Origin of the sequence: Streptomyces sp. KLMMK (assembly GCF_036961605.1) — a bacterium.
Lineage (GTDB): Bacteria > Actinomycetota > Actinomycetes > Streptomycetales > Streptomycetaceae > Streptomyces > Streptomyces telluris.
This window is the reverse complement of record NZ_JBAMDC010000008.1, coordinates 1-21,432: the sequence shown is the minus strand read 5'-3', so window position 1 is coordinate 21,432 and position 21,432 is coordinate 1. Positions and strand designations below refer to the sequence as shown.

16 protein-coding genes and 1 pseudogene are annotated in these 21,432 nt (G+C 73.3%); 10 read left to right on the top strand and 7 right to left on the bottom strand.

What is annotated here, in order from left to right:
* Positions 1–7 precede the first annotated feature (7 nt).
* From V7793_RS02970 to V7793_RS02940, 7 genes are all read left to right on the top strand, one after another.
* A complete protein-coding gene (locus V7793_RS02970; RefSeq protein WP_335581293.1) occupies positions 8–931 on the top strand; it encodes an LLM class F420-dependent oxidoreductase in 924 nt (307 codons plus the stop codon).
* A 37-nt stretch (positions 932–968) separates the two neighbouring features.
* On the top strand, positions 969–1,916 hold the full coding sequence (gene mmuM, locus V7793_RS02965) for a homocysteine S-methyltransferase (protein WP_335581292.1): 948 nt from the start codon (positions 969–971) through the stop codon (positions 1,914–1,916).
* A 321-nt stretch (positions 1,917–2,237) separates the two neighbouring features.
* Positions 2,238–3,758 carry a hypothetical protein gene (locus V7793_RS02960; RefSeq protein WP_335581291.1) on the top strand — a complete coding sequence of 507 codons (1,521 nt, stop codon included), beginning with the start codon at positions 2,238–2,240 and terminating at the stop codon, positions 3,756–3,758.
* 4 nt (positions 3,759–3,762) lie between these two features.
* On the top strand, positions 3,763–4,503 hold the full coding sequence (locus V7793_RS02955; protein ID WP_335581290.1) for an NUDIX hydrolase: 741 nt from the start codon (positions 3,763–3,765) through the stop codon (positions 4,501–4,503).
* 124 nt (positions 4,504–4,627) lie between these two features.
* The gene (locus V7793_RS02950; protein WP_335581289.1) at positions 4,628–6,106 is read left to right on the top strand and encodes a 3' terminal RNA ribose 2'-O-methyltransferase Hen1; all 1,479 of its coding nucleotides are present in this window, start codon (positions 4,628–4,630) and stop codon (positions 6,104–6,106) included.
* Positions 6,103–8,793 (top strand): polynucleotide kinase-phosphatase, encoded by a 2,691-nt coding sequence (locus V7793_RS02945; protein ID WP_335581288.1) that lies wholly within the window; start codon positions 6,103–6,105, stop codon positions 8,791–8,793. Before V7793_RS02950 ends, V7793_RS02945 begins: the two co-directional genes overlap by 4 nt.
* Before the next feature lie 114 nt (positions 8,794–8,907).
* A complete protein-coding gene (locus V7793_RS02940) occupies positions 8,908–9,351 on the top strand; it encodes a hypothetical protein (protein ID WP_335581287.1) in 444 nt (147 codons plus the stop codon).
* A gap of 22 nt (positions 9,352–9,373) precedes the next feature.
* Here V7793_RS02940 and V7793_RS02935 read toward each other — a convergent pair whose 3' ends face one another.
* Entirely contained in the window at positions 9,374–9,766 is a 393-nt protein-coding gene (locus tag V7793_RS02935; protein ID WP_335581324.1) for a RidA family protein, read from the bottom strand.
* Positions 9,767–9,864: 98 nt separating this feature from the next.
* Positions 9,865–11,001, bottom strand: coding sequence for an acyl-CoA dehydrogenase family protein (locus V7793_RS02930; protein ID WP_335581286.1), 1,137 nt, complete (start codon positions 10,999–11,001; stop codon positions 9,865–9,867).
* Positions 11,002–11,130: 129 nt separating this feature from the next.
* Here V7793_RS02930 and V7793_RS02925 point away from each other — a divergent pair, with 129 nt between their 5' ends.
* Together V7793_RS02925 and V7793_RS02920 are read left to right on the top strand one after the other, a co-directional pair.
* Positions 11,131–12,789 (top strand): AMP-binding protein, encoded by a 1,659-nt coding sequence (locus V7793_RS02925; RefSeq protein WP_335581285.1) that lies wholly within the window; start codon positions 11,131–11,133, stop codon positions 12,787–12,789.
* Positions 12,782–13,624, top strand: a complete 843-nt coding sequence (locus V7793_RS02920) for a PaaX family transcriptional regulator (protein ID WP_335581284.1) — start codon at positions 12,782–12,784, stop codon at positions 13,622–13,624. Before V7793_RS02925 ends, V7793_RS02920 begins: the two co-directional genes overlap by 8 nt.
* 21 nt (positions 13,625–13,645) lie before the next feature.
* Here V7793_RS02920 and V7793_RS02915 read toward each other — a convergent pair whose 3' ends face one another.
* The 5 genes from V7793_RS02915 to V7793_RS02895 form a co-directional block, all read right to left on the bottom strand.
* Entirely contained in the window at positions 13,646–15,895 is a 2,250-nt protein-coding gene (locus V7793_RS02915; protein WP_335581283.1) for a bifunctional salicylyl-CoA 5-hydroxylase/oxidoreductase, read from the bottom strand.
* Entirely contained in the window at positions 15,892–16,719 is an 828-nt protein-coding gene (locus V7793_RS02910) for an enoyl-CoA hydratase family protein (RefSeq protein ID WP_335581282.1), read from the bottom strand. Before V7793_RS02910 ends, V7793_RS02915 begins: the two co-directional genes overlap by 4 nt.
* Positions 16,720–16,880: 161 nt before the next feature.
* Positions 16,881–17,882, bottom strand: a complete 1,002-nt coding sequence (argF, locus tag V7793_RS02905) for an ornithine carbamoyltransferase (RefSeq protein ID WP_335581281.1) — start codon at positions 17,880–17,882, stop codon at positions 16,881–16,883.
* Positions 17,883–17,969: 87 nt separating this feature from the next.
* Positions 17,970–19,307, bottom strand: coding sequence for an arginine deiminase (locus tag V7793_RS02900; protein ID WP_335581280.1), 1,338 nt, complete (start codon positions 19,305–19,307; stop codon positions 17,970–17,972).
* A 122-nt stretch (positions 19,308–19,429) separates the two neighbouring features.
* Positions 19,430–20,959 carry a helix-turn-helix domain-containing protein gene (locus V7793_RS02895; protein WP_058042297.1) on the bottom strand — a complete coding sequence of 510 codons (1,530 nt, stop codon included), beginning with the start codon at positions 20,957–20,959 and terminating at the stop codon, positions 19,430–19,432.
* 103 nt (positions 20,960–21,062) lie between these two features.
* On the opposite strand from V7793_RS02895, the pseudogene V7793_RS02890 reads away from it, so the two are divergent.
* Positions 21,063–21,432: pseudogene (locus V7793_RS02890) on the top strand (hypothetical protein); the annotation flags it as partial.

Genomic DNA, 21,432 nt, shown 5'->3' with positions numbered 1-21,432 from the left:
GGGGGGCATGGATCTGCGAATCTTCACCGAGCCCCAGCAAGGGGCGAGCTATGACACCCTGCTGACGGTCGCCAAGGCCACCGAGGACCTCGGCTTCGACGCCTTCTTCCGCTCCGACCACTACCTGGCCATGGGCTCCGCGGACGGCATGCCCGGGCCGACGGACGCCTGGATCACCCTGGCGGGGCTCGCCCGTGAGACGCGCCGCATCCGGCTCGGCACCCTGATGACCGCGGGCACGTTCCGGCTGCCCGGCGTGCTGGCCATCCAGGTGGCCCAGGTGGACCAGATGTCGGGCGGGCGCGTCGAGCTCGGCCTGGGCGCCGGCTGGTTCGAGGAGGAGCACAAGGCGTACGGCATCCCCTTCCCCAAGGAGAAGTTCGGGCGTCTGGAGGAGCAGCTCGCGATCGTGACGGGCCTGTGGGAGACGGAGGCCGGGCGGACCTTCGACTTCGACGGCACCTACTACCAGCTCACCGACTGCCCCGCGCTGCCCAAGCCCGCACAGCAGAAGGTGCCCGTGCTCATCGGCGGCCACGGTGCGAAGCGCACGCCGCGGCTCGCCGCGAAGTACGCCGACGAGTTCAACATCCCCTTCGCCTCGGTCGAGGACAGCGAGCGGCAGTTCGGCAGGGTGAGGGCGGCCGCGGAGGAGGCCGGCCGCAAGGGTGACGAGCTCGTCTACTCCAACGTGCTGGTCGCCTGCATCGGCAAGGACGACGCGGAGGTCGCGCGCCGTGCGGCGGTCATCGGGCGCGATGTGGCCGAGCTCAAGGAGAACGGCCTGGCCGGTTCGCCCGCCGAGGTCGTCGACAAGATCGGCCGCTATGCGGCCATCGGCTCCTCCCGGGTCTACTTCCAGATCCTGGACCTGGACGACCTCGACCACCTGGAGCTGATCTCCTCGGAGGTCCAGTCTCAGCTGGGCTGACGCCGGCCCGGCGCTACCGCACGACCGAGGAGCACCTGTGACGCCCGCCCCCACCGCCACCCCTCTCGCCGACGCGCTGGAGCGCGGCCCGCTCGTCCTCGACGGCGGACTGTCCAACCAGCTGGCGGCGCAGGGCTGCGACCTGTCCGACGCCCTGTGGTCGGCCCGGCTGCTCGCCGACGACCCGGAGCGGATCGAGCAGGCCCACGCGGCCTATGTGCGGGCGGGCGCCCAGGTCCTCATCACCTCCAGCTACCAGGCCACCTTCGAGGGCTTCGCGCGGCGGGGCCTGGGCCGTGCCGAGGCCGCTGCGCTGCTGCGGCGCAGCGTGGAGCTGGCGCGCGGCGCCGCGGAGCGCGAGGCCCCCGGGCGGGAGATCCGGGTCGCCGCATCCGTCGGCCCCTACGGCGCCTTCCTCGCCGACGGCAGCGAGTACCGCGGGCGTTACGGCCTGAGCACCGCCGAGCTGGAGCGCTTCCACCGGCCGCGGATCGAGACCCTGGTGGAGGCCGCGCCCGACGTCCTCGCGCTGGAGACCGTGCCCGACGTGGACGAGGCCGAGGCGCTGCTGCGGGCCGTGGCGGGCTGCGGGGTGCCCGTGTGGCTGTCCTACAGCGCGGAGGGCGAGTACACGCGTGCCGGTCAGCCGCTGCGCGAGGCGTTCGCGCTGGCCGCCGGGAACGACCAGGTGGTGGCCGTCGGGGTCAACTGCTGCACGCCCGCCGATGCCGGCCCCGCGGTGCGGCTCGCGGCGGAGACCGCGCGGAAGCCCGTCGTGGTCTACCCCAACAGCGGCGAGCAGTGGGATGCCGAGGCCCGGTCCTGGACGGGCCGGCCGGCCTTCGCGCCCGACTGTGTCACCGAGTGGTACGAGGCCGGCGCCCGCCTCATCGGGGGCTGCTGCCGCGTGGGCCCGGCCGAGATCGCCTCTCTGGCGGACGCGATCGGTGCGGACCGGGGTGAGACACGGTCCCCGCGGGCCTGAAAGCCCGGCAGGCCCGCGGGCCTGACGCCTTCGCGGCGGAGACGTTGCCAGACCCTCCCCCTGCAGTCCTCGTAGTGATCGCGGGGTGGCACCGTACGCATTCCGGGCTGTGCTTCGCCGCCGAAGGGTCGCGGCCGTCGGCCTCGCCCTGGCCGTCTCCCCCGGCCGCCTCAGTAGCGACTCTCCGCTCCAGTGGCACCTTCAACACCGCTCCACATCAGGCCAGTTGGTGCAACCGCAGGTCCGGGCCACAGGTTCACCACTAGCGTGGACGCGGACGTGAGAGTTGCGTCGTAGGGGATCCAGGACCGGGGGTGGGGAATGTCCCAGGAATCCGCTGAGACGACCGTCAGGGTGAGGCCGCCGGATCTGGCGCCCGGCGCGGTGATCGCCCAGTCCCTGGACAACCAGTGGGTGACCGCGGAACTGACCAGGGAGATGGTCACGGGAGGGAGATCGCTCGGCGAGGTCGGGGGCGCGCGGGAGAAGGAGGTGCGGGCCGAGTACTTCCGCAGCCTGATCAACACCCGCCAAGTGGTGGCCAACCGCGTGTTCTTCTACAACAACGCCGCCGTCAGCCGCGACCTCGTCGAAGGCGGCCCGGCCCGCCGCGCCCATCAGAAGCTGCTGGCGCAGGCGGCCCTCGTGCCGTACCTGCTGAACGAGCGCGATCCCGCCGAGCGCCCCAGCACCGGGCTGGACTTCGACGAGCGGGCCTTTACCGCCTGGCAGGAGACGCTCGAGGGGATGCCGGCCGGCGAGCGCGTCAAGTGCGTCCGGTTCTCCTGGGAGGACCAGGAGAACCGGGACGCCACCAGGAGCGCCTTGTTCAACGCCTTCGCCGCACGGGTGCAGGGGCTCACCGCGAAGGACATCCCCCTGCTCGCCGCGCAGGTCGGCGTCCCGCAGCGGCGGCACGCGGCGTTCGCCGCTCGGATCGGGGAAGTGGTCGGCCTCAGCAACGAGCGCAGCATCCGCGGCGACCTCGTCACGCGGAACGTGCTCTACGAGGAGTTCGTGACCGTGCCGGGCACGGCCGTCTCGGAGGGCAGGTACGACAGGAACAAGCCCTTCGCGGGGGAGATCAAGCAGCTCCTCGACCTCATCTACAACGTCAACCTCGCCGACGCCCTCGGCATGTATCCGCTCACCCCGGCCGGCAGCCTGCGGAGGGTGGCCCTCCAGGAGTGGCGCGACGTCCGTACGACACCCGCCGGGACGGTCACGGACCCCGAGCAGCTCCTGCTGTTCCTGCAGCGGCAGGCGTTCTCCACGGTCCAGGACCGGCTGGCCCTCACCCCCGCCGCGGTCGACGCGCTCGCCCTGGAGGACATCTGGAGCCTGCGGCAGAGCGACCCGTGGAACGCCTACATACGCGCCTTCGACGAGCTGACCGCCGACCCGGCGTCCTTCCACGAGCGCGTCGGCCCCGTCTTCGACCGCTACGTCAGGCTCAACTCCGAGATCGTCCGCCTTGCCGAGGCCCGCGGCGACAGCCGGGCCCGTGCCAACAAGTGGCTGCCCGTCATCGAGGTCGTCGTCACCGTCGGCGGCGCCGCCTTCACCGCCGTCACCGGGGACGAGACCTGGAGCGTGGCCGGCAGCCTCGGCGGGGTCTCGGCCAGGTACGGCGGATCCGTGCAACTGGTGCTCCGCAACAGGCTGGAGGGCCGGCGCGAACAGAAGTTCGCACGGGAGATGGCCGCGGTGCGGTTCGACGGCGCGCGGGAGTGGGAAAGGTTCCACGACATGGTGCGCAAGCTGCCCGGGTACCGGGAGGAGGGCGGCTCCCCGGCCGCCACCGGCTCCGCCACCGTGCAGGACGAACTCCCGGAGTACTGAGCCAGTGCGAGAAGAGACCCCCGCCACCCCCTACGACCGGCTGCGCGCCACCCGTCCCGAGCTGTTCGGCAACACCCCGGGCGGGATCGACATCCTCTTCGACCCCGCCGAGGTCGAGGAGGCCCGGCGCACGGCGGATGCCGGGGCGGAGAAGGCCGGGGTGGAGAGCACCGGGGTAGAGAGCAGCGGGGCGGAGGGCGCCACGGCTCCGGTCGGCGTCGTCTACGCCGACCGCTTCGTCACCCTCGTACGGGACGCGGTCCGCTTCCCCGGCGGCGCCCCCGGGCTCTACGTCCGCATGCTCTCCACGGTCGCGAGCCCCGGCGCCGTCGTCCTCCCCCTCACCCCCGCGGGAAACGTCGTCCTCGTCGAGCACTACCGCCACGCCACCCGTTCCTGGCACTGGGAGGTGCCGCGCGGCATGGGCGCCCCGGGCGCCACCGGAGCGGAAAACGCCGTGCGGGAACTGGCGGAGGAAATCGGTGCAGAGGTCACCGAATTGATTTCCCTGGGCCGTATGCATCCCGACAGCGGACTGATCGGAGATCACGTCGAGCTGTTCGCCGCCCGAATCGACGACTTCGGTTCTCCGGAGACGGCCGAAGGCATCCGGCGCATCGTCCCCCGGCCTTGGCCGGAGGTCGCGGAAATGGTCGCCGCAGGGGAGATCACCTGCGGTTTCACCATCGCGGTCCTCACCCGCGCCCTGTTGAACGGCCTGCTGTCGAACGGCCTGCCGGGTTAGGGCCTGCCGGGTAACGGCCCGATGGGGAACGGTCTCCCGGGGAACAGCCTTCCGGTGAATACCGCCGAGGGCACCGGCGAAAAGCATTAGCAGAAGGCGCGCACCCCCGGGGATACTCGAGCGCGTGTTCCTGACGATATCCACCACCGCGACGACCGGATCCCCTGCGACCGACCTCGGATTCCTGCTGCACAAGCACCCCGGCAAGGCGCAGCGTTTCTCGACCTCCCACGGCACCGCGCACGTGCTCTACCCCGAGGCCACGGCCGAGCGCTGCACCGCCGCGCTGCTGCTGGAGATCGATCCGGTGGCGCTGGTGCGGCGCTCCAAGGGCAAGGGTCGCGGCGGCGCACCCGACTCCGCCCTCGCGCAGTACGTCAACGACCGCCCGTACGCGGCGTCCTCGCTGCTCGCCGTCGCCCTCAGCAGCGTCTTCTCCACCGCCCTCAAGGGCCAGTGCGCCGCCCGGCCCGAGCTGCCCGGAGCGGCCCGGCCGCTGCGCATCGAGGTGCCCGTGCTGCCCGCCCGCGGCGGCGCGGCGCTCGTGGAGCGGCTGTTCGCCCCGCTGGGCTGGACGGTGTCCGCCGAGCCGGTGGCGCTGGACGAGAAGTTCCCGCAGTGGGGCGACTCGCGCTACGTACGGCTGGTGCTGGAGGGTGAGCAGCGGCTCGCCGACGCCCTGCGCCACCTCTACGTCCTGCTGCCGGTGCTCGACGACTCCAAGCACTACTGGGTGGCGCCCGACGAGGTGGAGAAGCTCCTGCGCTCCGGCGAGGGATGGCTGGAGGACCACCCCGAGCAGCGCCTGATCGCCGGCCGCTACCTCGGCCGCCGCTGGTCGCTGACGCGGGACGCCCTGGAGCGGCTGGCCCTCGCCCGCCTCGCCGAGGCCGACGACAGCGAGGCCGAGGAGCTCGACAACGCCGTCGACGAGGAGACGGACACCGAGGAGCGGCCCGTCCCGCTGGCCGTGCAGCGCCGCGAGGCGATCCTGGGCGCCCTGCGCGCCTCGGGGGCCGCGCGCGTGGTCGACCTCGGCTGCGGACAGGGGCAGCTCGTGGGCGAGCTGCTGAAGGACCCGCGGTTCACCGAGGTGGCCGGCATGGACGTGTCGGCGCGCGCCCTCGCGATCGCCGCGCGGCGGCTGCGCCTGGACCGCATGACTGAGCGGCAGGCGGCGCGGGCCGCGCTGTTCCAGGGCTCGCTCGCGTACACCGACCGCAGGCTGGCCGGGTACGACGCGGCGGTGCTCAGCGAGGTGATCGAGCACGTCGACCTGGACCGGCTGCCCGCCCTGGAGCACGCGGTGTTCGGCGCGGCGCGCCCCGCGACGGTCGTCGTGACCACCCCGAACGTGGAGTACAACGTGCGCTGGGAGACCCTTCCCGCCGGGCACGTGCGGCACGCGGACCACCGCTTCGAGTGGACCCGCGAGGAGTTCCGCGCCTGGGCGGCGGGCGTCGCGGAGCGGTACGGCTACGAGGTGGCGTACGCGCCCGTGGGACCGGACGACCCGCAGGTCGGGCCGCCGACCCAGATGGGCGTCTTCACCCGTACGGAGAAAGAGACAGAGAAAGAGCCGAAGCAGGAGATGGCCGCATGACCACAGCAACCGCCCCCGCGGCCGCCGAGCGCACCCTCGCCGTCACCGACCTCTCCCTCGTGGTGCTGGTCGGCCCGACGGGTTCGGGCAAGTCGACCTTCGCCCGGAAGCACTTCAAGCCCACCGAGGTGCTCTCCTCGGACTTCTGCCGCGGCCTCGTCGCCGACGACGAGAACGACCAGAGCGCCAGCGGCGACGCCTTCGACGTGCTGCACTACATCGCGGGCAAGCGCCTCGCCGCCGGCCGCCTCACCGTGATCGACGCGACCAACGTCCAGGCCGAGGCCCGCCGGCAGCTGGTCCGCGTCGCCCGGGAGCACGACGTGCTGCCCATCGCGATCGTCCTCGACCTGCCCGAGGACGTGTGCGCCGCGCGCAACGCCGCCCGCCCCGACCGGGCCCACCTGCCCCGCCACGTCATCCAGCGCCACCGCCGCGAGCTGCGCCGCTCGCTGCGCGGCCTGGAGCGCGAGGGCTTCCGCAAGGTGCACGTCCTGCGCAGCGCCGAGGAGGCCGAGGCCGCCGAGGTCGTCCTGGAGCGCCGCTACAACGACCTCCGGCACCTGACCGGCCCCTTCGACATCATCGGCGACATCCACGGCTGCAGCTCCGAACTCGAGACCCTGCTGGGCGAGCTCGGCTACGCCGACGGGGTTCACCCCGAGGGCCGCACGGCCGTCTTCGTCGGGGACCTCGTCGACCGCGGCCCGGACAGCCCGGGCGTGCTGCGCCGCGTCATGGGCATGGTCGCCTCCGGCAACGCCCTGTGCGTGCCGGGCAACCACGAGAACAAGCTCGGCCGCTGGCTCAAGGGCAAGAAGGTCCGGCCGACCCACGGGCTGGCCGAGACCATCGAGCAGCTGGAGCGCGAGGACGCCCGCGACCCCGCCTTCCGCGCGCAGGTGCGGGAGTTCATCGACGGGCTCGTCAGCCACTACGTCCTCGACGGCGGCAAGCTCGTGGTCTGCCACGCCGGCCTGCCGGAGAAGTACCACGGCCGCACCTCGGGCCGTGTCCGCTCGCACGCGCTGTACGGGGACACCACCGGCGAGACCGACGAGTTCGGCCTGCCCGTGCGCTACCCGTGGGCCGAGGACTACCGCGGCAGCGCCGCCGTCGTCTACGGCCACACCCCCAACCCGTCGGCCACGTGGCTGAACAACACGATCTGCCTGGACACCGGCGCCGTCTTCGGCGGGAGGATGACGGCGCTGCGCTGGCCCGAGCGCGAGCTGGTGGACGTACCGGCCGAGCAGGTCTGGTACGAGCCGGCGCGGCCGCTGGCGAGCGACGCGCCCGGCGGGGAGGACGGCCGCCCGCTCGACCTGTCCGACGTCACCGGCCGCCGCGTCGTCGAGACCCGGCACATGGGCCGGGTCGCGGTGAAGGAGGAGAACGCCGCGGCCGCGCTGGAGGTCATGAGCCGCTTCTCCGTCGACCCGCGGCTGCTGCCCTACCTCCCGCCGACCATGGCACCGTGCGCGACCTCCCAGGAGGAGGGCTACCTGGAGCACCCGGCCGAGGCGTTCGCCGCCTACCGGGCCGACGGAGTGCGGCAGGTGGTGTGCGAGGAGAAGCACATGGGCTCGCGGGCCGTGGCGCTGGTGTGCCGCGACGCGGACGTGGCGCGGGAGCGTTTCGGCGCGACCGGCGGGGCGAGCGGGGCGCTGTACACCCGCACCGGCCGGCCGTTCTTCGACGACCCCGCGATGACCGAGCGCGTCCTGCGACGGCTGAGCAGGACGGTCGCTTCGGCCGGGCTGTGGGAGGAGCTGGAGACCGACTGGCTGCTGCTGGACGCCGAGCTCATGCCCTGGTCCCTCAAGGCGCAGGGGCTGCTGCGCCACCAGTACGCGGCCGTCGGCGCCGCGTCCGGCGCGGTGTTCCCCGGGGCGATCGCCGCACTGGAGTCGGCGGCGGAGCGGGGCGTGGACGTGTCCGGGCTGCTGGACCGCCAGCGCGAGCGGGCCGCGGACGCGGCCGCGTTCACGGAGGCGTACCGCCGCTACTGCTGGACCACCGGCGACAGCGCGCACGGCTGGCCGGGGGAGCAGGCGGAGACACAGTCCCTGCGCCGGGTCGGAGCCAAGGGCACGGACGGCCTGGACGGCATCCGGATGGCGCCGTTCCAGATCCTGGCGGTGCAGGGCCGCAGCCTGGCCGGACTCCCGCACGACGAGCAGCTCGCCCTGATCGACCGGATGATCGAGGCGGAGATGTACGGCTCGGAGTCGAACAACGGCATCTGCGCTTACACCCCGGTGTACATGAACCGCCTGCTCGCCCCGACCCGCCGCCTCGTCGTCGACACCGAGGACGAGGCGTCGGTCGCCGCGGGCGTGCAGTGGTGGCTGGACCTGACCGGCGCCGGTGGCGAGGGCATGGTCGTCAAGCCGCTGCAGGCGCTCGTGCGGACCGCCGGCGGGCGGCTCGTCCAGCCCGGCGTCAAGTGCCGGGGCCGGGAGTACCTGCGGATCATCTACGGTCCCGAGTACACCCGCCCGGACAACCTGGCCCGGCTGCGCGCACGCCACCTCGGCCACAAGCGCTCGCTCGCCCTGCGCGAGTACGCGCTCGGGCTGGAGGCGCTGGACCGGCTGGCGGCGGGCGAGCCGCTGTGGCGGGTGCACGAGGCGGTCTTCGGGGTCCTGGCCCTGGAGTCGGAGCCGGTGGACCCGCGGCTGTAGGCGCCGCGGACGGGGTCCGCCCCGTGCGCGGCGGGTGCGGGCGGGGGCACGGGCCGCCGCCCGTACGGGCGGCCCCCGCTCGCCACCCCGCAGGGGCGGCGGCATGCTGGCCGCATGAGTACGCAGCACTGGGGCGACGACTACGCGCACGGTGCGCCGCCGCACGTCCGCCACCGGCGGCACCGGAAGTGGCCGTGGGTGCTGCTCGCCGTCGTGCTCCTGCTGGCCGCCGGGTGCGCGGCGATCGTCGTCGTGCTCGCCGGGCAGAGCGGCAAGACGGTCCGGGTGCGCTACGAGGTCACCGGCAATGCGAAGGGCGTGTCCATCGCGTACAGCACCTGGCGGGACGGGGCCGTCGTGACGCAGAAGGAGGGCCCCCGGGACCTGCCCTGGCGCAAGGAGCTGGAGACGACGGAGTTCGAGAAGGGCGGCCTGCTGGCCGTCACGACCGGGAAGGACGGCGGCACGGTCACCTGCTCGGTGACGGTGGACGACCGCCGGCCGTGGACCGCCACGACGTCCGGCCGGGAGGCGACGGCGACCTGCTCCGGCTTCTGACCCCCGCGCCCCCGGGGCCGGCTCACGGCAGCATCGCGATCCCGTCCAGCTCCACCAGCGCCTCCTCGTCCCACAGGCGCACCGCGCCGATGACGGCCATCGCCGGGTAGTCCCGCCCGGCCAGCCGCCGCCAGATGCCGCCCAGTTCCCGGGCGTGCGCGCGGTAGGCGGCGACATCGGTGGCGTAGACGGTGACGCGCGCGAGGTGCTGCGGCTCGCCGCCCGCGGCGCGGAGGGCGGCGAGCAGATTGCCCAGGGCCCGCTCGAACTGCTCCGGCAGCACGCCGGGCACGATGCGGCCGGCGCCGTCGAGGGCGGTCTGCCCCGCGAGGAAGACGAGCCGGCCCCCGGTGACGGCGACGGCGTGGGAGAAGCCGGTGGGCGGGGAGAGCTCCGGCGGGTTGATCCGGCGCACGTCGGCGCCCCCGGCCCCACGGGGGCCCGTGCTCCCGGCGCCGGGCGTGTCCGTACTTCCGGCGCTGCGCGTGTCCGTGCCCCCGGCCTCGTGGGTGTTCACCGGTACAGCTCCTTCGCGATGATCGTGCGCTGGACCTCGCTCGCACCTTCGTAGATCCGCGGCGCGCGCACCTCCCGGTACAGGTGCTCCAGCAGGTGCCCCCGGCGCAGCGCGCGGGCGCCGTGGAGCTGGACGGACGCGTCGACGACGTACTGCGCGGTCTCCGTGGCGAACAGCTTGGCCATCGCCGAGCGGGCCGCGATGCCGGGCTCGCCCGCGTCGTACGCCGCGGCCGCCGCGTACACCAGCAGCGACGCCGCCTCCGTACGGGTGGCCATCTCGGCGAGCTGGTGGGAGACGGCCTGCAGGTCCTTCAGGGGGCCGCCGAACGCGCGCCGCTCCCCGGCGTGGGCGACGGCGGCCGCGAGCGCGGCCCGGGCCATGCCGACGGCGAAGGCCCCCACGCTCGGCCGGAAGAGGTCGAGCGTGCGCATGGCGACGCGGAAGCCGCCGCCCGGCACCCCGAGGACGTCCCCGGCGCCGACCGGCACGCCGTCGAAGGTCAGCGTGCCGATGGGGTGCGGGCTGAGCATGTCCAGGCCGCGGCCGGACAGTCCCGCGCTGTCGCCCGGGACGAGGAAAGCCGTCACGCCCCGCGATCCGGGCGCCTGTCCCGTGCGGGCGAAGACGGTGTAGACGTCGGCCTCGGGGGCGTTGGAGATCCACGTCTTCTCGCCCGACAGGCGCCAGCCGTCCCCGGCGCCGGACGGGTCCGGCTCGGCGCGCAGCTCCAGCGCCGCCGCATCGGACCCGGCGGCCGGCTCGCTCAGCGCGAACGCGGCCACGGCCCGGCCCGCGATCACCTCGGGCATCCAGCGGGCGCGCTGCCGGGCGGTCCCGGACTGCACGACGGGGTAGGCGCCGAGCCCCTGCAGGGCGAGCGCGGTCTCGGCCTCCGTGCACTCCCGCGCGAGGGACTCCCGCAGCAGGCACAGGTCCGTCGCGCGCACCGGCCCCCCGGCGGGGAAGAGCCGGGCCAGCAGGCCGAGTTCGCCGAGGGCGGCGACGAGGGGCCGGTCGACGCGGCCCGGCTCGCCGCCGGCCGCGAGGGGGCGCAGCCGCTCCGCCGCGAGGGTGCGCAGGTCGTCGCACCAGGCGCGCTGCTGCGGGTCGAGGGCGAACGGGGTGACCATGGGCGGCCCCTTCGTGGTATCGCGCTGTGTTGACTGCCGTCACCAAGTCGCTACGCTGACAGCGGATCCGCACGGCTGGCAAGACCCCCGTTCACCTCCATGTCACCGGCGCGAGGGGGCGCATCAGCGATGGCAGCTACCGAGCTTCAGCCGTCGGCCCACGTCGACACCTTCCCGCGCGACCACCTCCCTCCCGCCCGCCACTGGCCCGCCCTCCTGCACCGGAGCGACGCCCTGCCCGCCTACCCGGCCCGCCTCAACTGCGGCAGCGAACTCCTCGACGCCACCGTGGCCCGGCTGGGCCCGGACCGCCCCGCCGTGCACGACGACACCGGATGCCGGTGGACCTACGGCCAACTCGCCGCCCATGTCGACCGCATCGCCCACACCCTCACCGGCGACCTCGGCGTCGTCCCCGGCAACCGCGTCCTGCTGCGCGGCCCCACCACCCCCTGGCTCGCCGCCTGCTGGCTCGCCGTGATGAAGGCCGGCGCGGTCGCCGTCACCGTCCTGGCCGCCCAGCGGCCGCACGAACTCGCCACGATCTGCGAACTGGCCCGCATACGGCACGCCTTGTGCGACGCCCGCTCGCTCGACGGCCTCGACGCCCTCGCGCGGGCCCCGGAACCTCTGCGGATCACCCCGTACGGCGGGGACACCCCGGGCGACCTGCTGCGCCTGGCCGCGGACAAACCCTCATCGTATGCGGCGGTGGACACCTCCGCGGACGACGTCGCCCTCATCGCCTTCACCTCCGGCACCACCGGACGCCCCAAGGGCTGCATGCACTTCCACCGCGACGTGCTCGCCATAGCCGACACCTTCTCGGCGCACATCCTGCGGCCGCGCCCCGACGACGTCTTCGCCGGCAGCCCGCCCCTGGGCTTCACCTTCGGCCTCGGCGGCCTGGTGATCTTCCCCCTGCGGGCGGGCGCCGCCACCCTGCTGACCGACTGGCGCGGCCCCGAACACCTCCTCGCCGACATCCGGCGCCACCGCGTCTCCGTGCTCCTCACCGCCCCCACCGCCTACCGCTCGATGCTGGAGACGCTGGAACAGCCCGGCCCGCACGACGTCTCGTCGCTGCGCCGCTGCGTCTCGGCCGGCGAACACCTGCCCGCGGCCCTCTGGCACGCCTGGCGGCAGGCCACCGGGCTGCGCGTCATCAACGGCATCGGCGCGACCGAGATGCTGCACATCTTCATCTCCGCCGCCGACGACGCGATCCGCCCCGGCACCACCGGCCTGCCCGTCCCCGGCTACGAGGCCCGCGTCGCCGGCCCCGACGGCCGGACGCTGCCGGACGGCGAACCCGGCCTGCTGGCCGTGCGCGGACCCACCGGCTGCCGCTACCTCGCCGACGAACGCCAGCGCGAGTACGTCCGCCACGGCTGGAACCTCACCGGAGACACCTACGTGCGCGAGCCCGGCGGCCACTTCCGCTATGTCGCCCGCGCCGACGACATGATCATCTCGTCCGGGTACAACATCGCCGGCCCGGAGGTGGAAGAGGCCCTGCTGCGCCACCCCGACGTCCTGGAAGCGGCCGTCGTCGGGCGCCCCGACGCGCGGCGCGGCGAGATCGTCGTGGCTCACGTGGTGCTCCGGGCCGGGGTGCCGCGCACCGCGGAAACCGCGGCGGCGCTGCGGGAGTTCACCAAAAAGGAGATCGTTCCCTACAAGTGCCCTCGCGAGATCGAGTTCCCGGAGGCCCTTCCCCGCACGCCCACCGGCAAATTGCAGCGCTTCCGGCTGCGTCACGGCGCTTTACAGTTTCCCCGTGACTGACCAGCAACCACTCCATACTCCTCGGTCCCTCATCGTCACTTTCTACGGCGCGTACGGCCGCGGGGGCGCCGCCCGCCATACGGGCGGCAGGCCCGTACCGATCGCGGCCCTGATCCGGTTGCTGGGTGCCGTCGGCGTGGACTCGCCCTCGGTGCGGTCGGCCGTCTCGCGGCTCAAACGGCGCGGCCTGCTCGTCGCGGACCGCACGCCCGACGGGGCCGCGGGCTACGGGCTCTCGGAAGCCGCGCGGCAGCTCCTCGACGACGGCGACCGGCGCATCTACGGCCGGGTCTCCACGCGGACGGCCGGCGGCTGGCTGCTGGCCGTCTTCTCCGTGCCCGAGGAGGAGCGGCACAAGCGGCACCTGCTGCGCTCGCGGCTGGCCCGGCTCGGGTTCGGGACCGCCGCCCCCGGCGTGTGGATCGCTCCCGCACATGTCCACGACGAGACGCGGCACACCCTCGAACGGCTCGGACTGGCCTCCTACGTCGACCTGTTCAGGGGCTCCCACCTCGGCTTCGAGCCGACCGCGGAGGCCGTGGGCCGCTGGTGGGACCTCGCATCCCTGGCCGGGCAGCACCACGCCTTCCTGGAGGCCCACGAGCCGGTGCTGCGGCGCTGGGCGCGGCGCCGGGTGGTGCCGCCGCGCGACGCCTACCGCGACTACCTCCTCGCGCTGGACTCCTGGCGGCACCTGCCGTACGCGGACCCCGGCCTGCCGGGCGGCCTGCTGCCGGCCGACTGGCCCGGGGTGCGGGCGGCGCGGGTGTTCGGTGCGCTGCATTCGCGGTTGCGGGAGGCGGGGGCGAAGTTCGTCGCGGGGGAGCTGGCCTAGGCCCCTCCGTCCCTCTCCGGTCTATCCCTTTCCGGTCGGCGGCCGCCGGCTCCCCGCCCGGTACGGTGCGGGCCACCACACCCCCGGCCCCGCGTACTCCTGTTCGGCCGCCGCGTGCAGCGTCCAGTGCGGGTCGTACAGGTGCGGCCGCCCGAGCGCGCACAGGTCGGCACGGCCCGCCAGGATCAGGGAGTTGACGTCGTCCCAGGAGGAGATCGCGCCCACCGCGATCACGGGGACGCCCGCCTCGTGGCGGATGCGGTCGGCGAAGGGCGTCTGGTACGAGCGGCCGAAGGCGGGCCGCTCGTCGGCGACGACCTGGCCGGTGGAGACGTCGAGCGCGTCGGCCCCGTGGGCGGCGAAGGTGCGCGCGACGGCGACGGCGTCCTGCGCGGTGGTGCCGCCGTCGGCCCAGTCGGTGGCGGAGATCCGTACGGTCATGGGCCGGTCGGCGGGCCACACCGCCCGGACGGCGTCGAAGACCTCCAGGGGGTAGCGCAGCCGTCCGGCGAGGTCGCCCCCGTAGGCGTCGTCGCGGTGGTTGGTCAGGGGGGAGAGGAAGCCGGACAGCAGGTAGCCGTGGGCGCAGTGGAGTTCGAGGAGGTCGAACCCGGCGCGGGCGGCGGCCTCCGCGGACCGTACGAACTGATCGCGCACGGCGTCCATTCCGGCCACCGACAGGGCGTGCGGGGTCTGGTTGACGCCGGCCCGGTACGGCAGTGCCGACGGGGCGACCAGAGGCCAGTTCCCCTCCGGGAGCGGCTGGTCGATGCCCTCCCACATGCGGCGCGTGGAGCCCTTGCGGCCCGCGTGCCCCAGCTGGAGGCCGATCGCCGTGCCGGGCGCCCGGTCGTGCACGAAGCCGGTGATGCGGCGCCACGCCCGCTCGTGCTCCGGGGTGTACATCCCCGAGCAGCCGGGCGTGATCCGGCCCTGTTCGCTCACGCAGACCATTTCGGCCATGACGAGCCCGGCCCCGCCGAGGGCGCGTGCGCCGAGGTGGACGAGGTGGAAGTCCCCGGGGGTGCCGTCGGCCGCGGAGTACATGTCCATGGGGGAGACGACGACCCGGTTGCGCAGGGTCAGGCCGCGCAGCCGGAAGGGGGTGAACATGGGGGGCGTGCCGGGCGGGACGCCGGCCTCGTCCTCCACGGAGGCGACGAAGTCCGCGTCGCGCAGGCGCAGGTTGGCGTGCGTGACGCGGCGGCTGCGGGTGAGGAGGCTGAAGGCGAACCGGCGCGGGGGCTGGTCCACGTGCACGGCGAGGTCCTCGAACCACTCCAGGCTGGCGCGGGCGGCGCGCTGGGTGGAGGCGACGGCCGGGCGCCGCTCGTCCTCGTAGGCGGCGAGCGCCGCGGGCACCTCCGGGTGCCGCTCCAGGGCCCGGGCGAGGGCGAGGGCGTCCTCGACGGCGAGCTTGGTGCCGGAGCCGATGGAGAAGTGGGCGGTGTGGGCGGCGTCGCCGAGGAGGACCGTACGGCCGTGGTGCCAGTGCTCGTTGACGACGGTGCGGAAGGCGGTCCAGGCGGAGCGGTTGGAGCGCAGGGGGCGGCCGCCGAGGGCGTCGGCGAAGTACTTGCCGCAGGCTTCCAGCGTGGCGTCCTCGTCGGCGCGGTCGAGGCCCGCGCGGCGCCAGACCTCCTCGCGCATCTCGACGACCACGGTGCTGGCGTCGTGCCGGTACGGGTAGCCGTGGAGCTGCATCAGGCCGTGCTCGGTCTCGGCGATCTCGAAGCGGAAGGCGTCGAACGCGAAGTCGGCGGAGAGCCAGATGTAGCGGCAGCGGTGGGTGGTGAGAGCGGGCCGGAAACGGTCCGCGTGGGTCTCGCGCGTGCGGCTGTGGATGCCGTCGGCGGCGATGACGAGGTCGTGGGTGCGGGCGAGCTCCCCGGCGGGCGGCGCCTCCGTGCGGAAGCGGAGCCGGACGCCGAGCCCGTGGCAGCGCTCGTGAAGGATCTCCAGGAGCCGGCGGCGGCCGAGGGCGGCGAAGCCGTGTCCCCCGGAGCGCAGCGCGGTGCCGCGGTGGACGACGTCGATGTCGTCCCAGCGGACGAACTCGCGGCGCAGCGCCGCGTAGACCTCCGGGTCGGCGCTCTCGATGCCGCCGAGGGTCTCGTCGGAGAGGACGACGCCGAAGCCGAAGGTGTCGTCGGGGGCGTTGCGTTCCCAGAGGGTGACCTCGCGCTCCGGGGCGAGGCGTTTCAGCAGGGCCGCGGCGTAGAGGCCGCCCGGCCCGCCGCCGATGACGGCGACCTGTGCGGCGGCCGTCATCGCCCCCGCCACTTCGGGGGCCGCTTCTCGGTGAAGGCGGCGTGGAACTCGGCGTAGTCGGCGCTGTTCATGAGCAGGGCCTGGGTGGCGGCGTCGAGTTCGAGGGCGGCCGCCAGCGGCATGTCGAGCTCGGCGGTGAGCAGCGCCTTGGTCTGGGCGTGGGCGAGGGCGGGCCCGTCGGCGAGGCGGCGGGCGAGGGCCTGCGCCGCGTCCCCCGCCCGCCCTTCGCCGGTCAGCTGACTGATCAGGCCGATGCGTTCGGCCTCGGCGGCGCGCACGGGCTCGCCGAGCATCAGCAGCCGGGTGGCGTGCCCGAGGCCGACGACGCGGGGGAGCAGGTAGGCGGCGCCCATGTCGCCGCCGGAGAGCCCGACCCGGGTGAAGAGGAACGCGAAGCGGGCGGTCGGGTCGGCGACGCGGAAGTCGGCGGCGAGCGCGAGGACGGCCCCGGCGCCCGCGGCGACCCCGTGCACGGCGGCGACGACCGGGAAGGGGCACTCGCGCAGGGCCCGTACGGTCTGCCCGGTCATCCGGTTGAAGTCCAGGAGCTGCCCGGTGTCCATGGCCAGGGTGGCGCCGATGATCTCGTCGACGTCGCCGCCGGAGCAGAAGCCGCGGCCCTCGCCGCCGAGCACGAGCGCGCGCACGGAGCCGTCGCGGGCCAGCTCGGGCAGGAGGTCGCGCAGGTCGGCGTAGGCGCCGAAGGTGAGGGCGTTGAGCTTGCCGGGGCGGGCGAGGGTGACGGTGGCGACGCCCTCGTCGAGGGTCAGGCGCAGGTGCCGCCACTCCTCGGTACGGGACGCGGAGCCGGTGAACGGACTCATGGAGCGCGGCCTCCTTCAGCCGGGGGGCTGGTGCGTGCCTGCGCTGTGAAGTTATCACCGGTGCGTGACTGTCGTCACGAGTGCGCGATAGAAGGGGAGTTGCCCCGGGCGGCCGCCGGCCGCCGGCCGCCGGCCGCCGGCAGCCCGGGGCGACCGGGCCGTCAGCCGGCGAGCGTCGCCACCAGCACCGCCTTGATCGTGTGCATCCGGTTCTCGGCCTGGTCGAAGACCACGGAGTGCTGCGACTCGAAGACCTCGTCGGTGACCTCCAGGGAGGTCAGCCCGTGCCGCTCGTGGATCTCGCGGGCGACCGAGGTCTCCAGGTCGTGGAACGCGGGCAGGCAGTGCAGGAACTTCACCGCCGGATTGCCCGTCGCGCGCAGCACGTCCATGGTGACGGCGTACGGCGCGAGCAGGGCGATCCGGGCGTCCCACACCTCCTTGGGCTCGCCCATCGACACCCACACGTCGGTGGCGACGAAGTCCGCGCCCTTCACGCCCTCGGCGACGTCCGGGGTGAGGGTGATCCGCCCCCCGCTCGTCTCGGCGAGCCGCCGCGCCTCCGCGATGATGTCCGCGTCGGGCCACAGCTCCTCCGGGGCCACGATGCGCACGTCCATGCCGAGGAGCGCGCCGGTGACGAGGTAGGAGTTGCCCATGTTGTACCGGGCGTCGCCGAGGTAGGCGAAGGCGACGTGGTCCAGGGACTTGGCGGTGTGCTCGGACATGGTGAGGACGTCGGCGAGCATCTGGGTGGGGTGCCACTCGTCCGTCAGGCCGTTGTAGACGGGCACCCCGGCGTGCGCGGCCAGCTCCTCCACGACGTCCTGGCCGTGGCCCCGGTACTCGATGGCGTCGAACATCCGGCCGAGCACGCGCGCGGTGTCCTTGACCGACTCCTTGTGCCCGATCTGGGAGCCCGCCGGGTCGAGGTAGGTCGTGCGCGCCCCCTGGTCGCCCGCCGCGACCTCGAAGGCGCAGCGGGTGCGCGTCGAGGTCTTCTCGAAGACCAGGGCGATGTGCCGGCCGAGGAGCCGCTGCTCCTCGGTGCCGGTCTGCCGTGCGGCCTTGAGCTCGGCCGCGAGCTCGACGAGGCTGTGGAACTCCTCGGCGGTGAAGTCCGTCTCCTTGAGGAAGTGACGGCCCTTGAGGTCTGTCGTCATGGGGATGGACTCCTAGCTGGCTCTGGCTCGCGGGCTCACGACTGCGGAAAGATGGAATTCTATACATGCTTCCGCATTGCTATGCAATCAAGTGTGCGAAGGACCACCCGGGGCGGAGGGCGCTGCGGGGCCCGGTGCGGCGGGGCTCGGCGCCGCGGGGCCCGGGGCGGGCGGTCCGGCCGGTGGTCCGGCGGGGTGCCCGCCCACCGGGTCCCGCTCGATCGGACAGCTCATGCAGCGCGGCCCGCCCCGCCCCCGGCCCAGCTCGCTGCCCGGGATGGTGATCACTTCGATGCCGTTCTTGCGCAGGTGGGTGTTGGTCGTCACGTTGCGCTCGTAGGCCACCACCACGCCCGGCTCGATGGCCAGCACGTTGCAGCCGTCGTCCCACTGCTCCCGCTCCGCCGCGTGCACGTCCTGCGTCGCGGTCAGCACCCGCACCGAGTCCAGGCCGAGGGCCGCGGCGATCGCCCGGTGCATGTGCTCCGGCGGATGGTCGGTGACCTTCAGCTCGCGCTCGCCCGCCCCCGGCTCGATCGTGTACGAGCGGAGCATCCCCAGCCCGGCGTACTGGGTGAAGGTGTCCCCGTCCACCATGGTCATCACGGTGTCCAGGTGCATGAACGCGCGCCGCTTGGGCATGTCCAGCGCCACGATCGTGCGGGCCGACCCGGCCGCGAAGAGCCGGTGGGCGAGCATCTCCACCGCCTGCGGGGTGGTCCGCTCGCTCATCCCGATCAGCACGGCGCCCTCGCCGATGACGAGCACGTCGCCGCCCTCGATCGTGGACGGGTAGGCGGCCTGGCCCTCGGACCAGACGTGGAAGCCGCCGCCCGAGAAGAGCGGGTGGTAGCGGTAGAGGGCCTCGTAGTGCACGGTCTCGTGCCAACGCGCGGGCCAGCGCATCGCGTTGACGCACACCCCGTCGTAGACCCAGGCGGAGGTGTCCCGGGTGAACAGGTGGTTGGGCAGCGGGTTGATCAGGAAGTCGTCCAGCTCCATGGCGTGGAAGCGCACGGAGACGGGCTCGCTCCAGCCCTCCAGGAACTCGCGCTTGGTCATCCCGCCGACCAGCCACTCGCCCAGGTCCGCCGCCGGCAGCCGCTCGAACGCGGCCCGCAGGTGCCCGGTGGCCAGCGGTCCGTACTCCTTCTCGTCGAAGACCCGGTCCAGCACCATGGCCCGGGCCTCCGGCACCGTCAGGCTCTCCTCCAGCAGGTCCTGGAAGAAGTGCACCTCGACCCCGCGCTCGCGCAGCACGTCCGCGAAACCGTCGTGCTCGGCGCGGGCCCGCCGCACCCAGAGCACGTCGTCGAAGAGGAGAGCGTCCTTGTTGGAGGGCGTGAGCCGCTTCAGCTCCAGGCCGGGGCGGTGCAGTATGACGCGGCGCAGCCGCCCGGCCTCGGAATCGACATGGAATCCCATCCCCCCATCCTGTCCCGGATCACTCGTGATGACCCGGTTCACCACGGCGAAACGTCCACCGGCGGTTCGCCGGGCCCCGTGACGGGAGGGGGAGAGGGGGAGGGGGCAGGGGAGCCTCGGGCTCAGATGTCCCTGAAGATCTCGATCTGGGCGCCGATCGAGTTCAGGCGCTCCGCCAGGTCCTCGTAACCGCGGTTGATGACATACACGTTGCGCAGGACCGACGTGCCCTCGGCGGCCATCATGGCCAGCAGGACGACCACGGCGGGGCGCAGGGCCGGCGGGCACATCATCTCCGCCGAGCGCCAGCGGGTGGGTCCTTCGACGAGGACGCGGTGCGGGTCGAGGAGCTTGACGTCCGCGCCGAGGCGGTTGAGGTCGGTGAGGTAGATGGCGCGGTTGTCGTAGACCCAGTCGTGGATGAGGGTCTGGCCCTGGGCGGCCGCGGCGATGGCCGCGAAGAAGGGCACGTTGTCGATATTGAGGCCCGGGAACGGCATGGGGTGGATCTTGTCGATCGGGGCCCGGAGCTTGGAGGGGCGCACGGTCAGGTCCAGCAGGCGCGTGCGGCCGTTGTTCGCCGGGTACTCGGGGCTGCGCTCGTGGTCGAGGCCCATCTCCTCCAGGACCGCGAGCTCGATCTCCAGGAACTCCACCGGTACGCGCCGGATGGTCAGTTCGGACTCGGTGACGACCGCGGCGGCCAGCAGGCTCATGGCCTCCACCGGGTCCTCGGAGGGGGCGTAGTCCACGTCGCGGTCGATGGTGGCGACGCCGTGCACGGTGAGGGTGGTCGTGCCGATGCCCTCGACGCGCACGCCGAGCTCCTCCAGGAAGAAGCACAGGTCCTGGACCATGTAGTTCGAACTGGCGTTCCGGATGACGGTCACGCCGTCGTGCCGGGCGGCCGCCAGGAGGGCGTTCTCGGTGACGGTGTCCCCGCGCTCGGTCAGCACAATCGCCCGAGTGGGTGCGACCGAACGGTCGACCTGTGCGTGGTACGTGCCGTCGGTCGCGGTGACCTCCAGGCCGAAGTGGCGCAGGGCCGTCATGTGCGGCTGAACGGTACGGGTGCCGAGGTCGCAGCCGCCCGCGTACGGAATCTTGAAGTGGTCCATGCGGTGCAGCAGCGGGCCCAGGAACATGATGACGCTGCGCGTCCGGCGGGCGGCCTCGGTGTCCATGGCGGCCAGGTTGAGCTCCGCGGGCGGCACGATCTCCAGGTCGTTGCCGTCGTTGATCCAGCGGGTCCGGACGCCGATGCTGCCCAGCACCTCCAGGATCCGGTAGACCTCCTCGATCCGGGCGACCCGGCGCAGGGTCGTGCGGCCGGCGTTGAGCAGGGTGGCGCAGAGCAGGGCGACACACGCGTTCTTGCTGGTCTTGACGTCGATGGAACCGGAGAGCCGGCGTCCGCCGACCACCCTGAGGTGCATGGGCCCCGCGTAACCGAGGGAGACGATTTCGCTGTCCAGCGCCTCACCGATCCTGGCGATCATATCAAGGCTGATGTTCTGATTTCCTCGCTCAATGCGGTTCACGGCGCTCTGGCTGGTGCCGAGGGCCTCCGCGAGCTGCGACTGGGTCCAGCCTCGGTGCTGACGGGCATCGCGGATCAGCTTGCCGATACGGGCGAGGTATGCGTCTGTCATGCCGTAGACGTTATCTCACATATGAGATTTCATCCGCATGGCGGTTCTGGCCATTGGTTGTTCTATTACGATGCGTACAACTCGGAGGTGCCCCGGAGGTGCCATGACTGTGACCCCGCGCCCGGTGAGCGGCGTTCGTGCGCCCCTCGTCGTGACTGCCGCCCATCTGCTGGCCTGCGCCGCCTTCCTGACGGTCTTTCTGACGCGCCGCGACGCCCTGCCCGACCCCGTCGCCACGCACTTCTCGGGCTCCGGCGGCGCCGACGGTTACAGCGCGCTCGGCTCCTTCCCCTACCAGGCGCTCGGTCTCCTGCTCGTGACGGCGCTGCTCTTCGGCGGGCTCGTCCACGCGGCGCGCGGCGCCCGGGCGCTCGTCGCCCTCGGCTGCGGCGTCGCGGGCTTCCTTTGCGCCGTCGCCGTCTCCGTCGTCCTCGGCAACGCCCGCGCGGAAACGGCGGATCAGGCGCACCTCA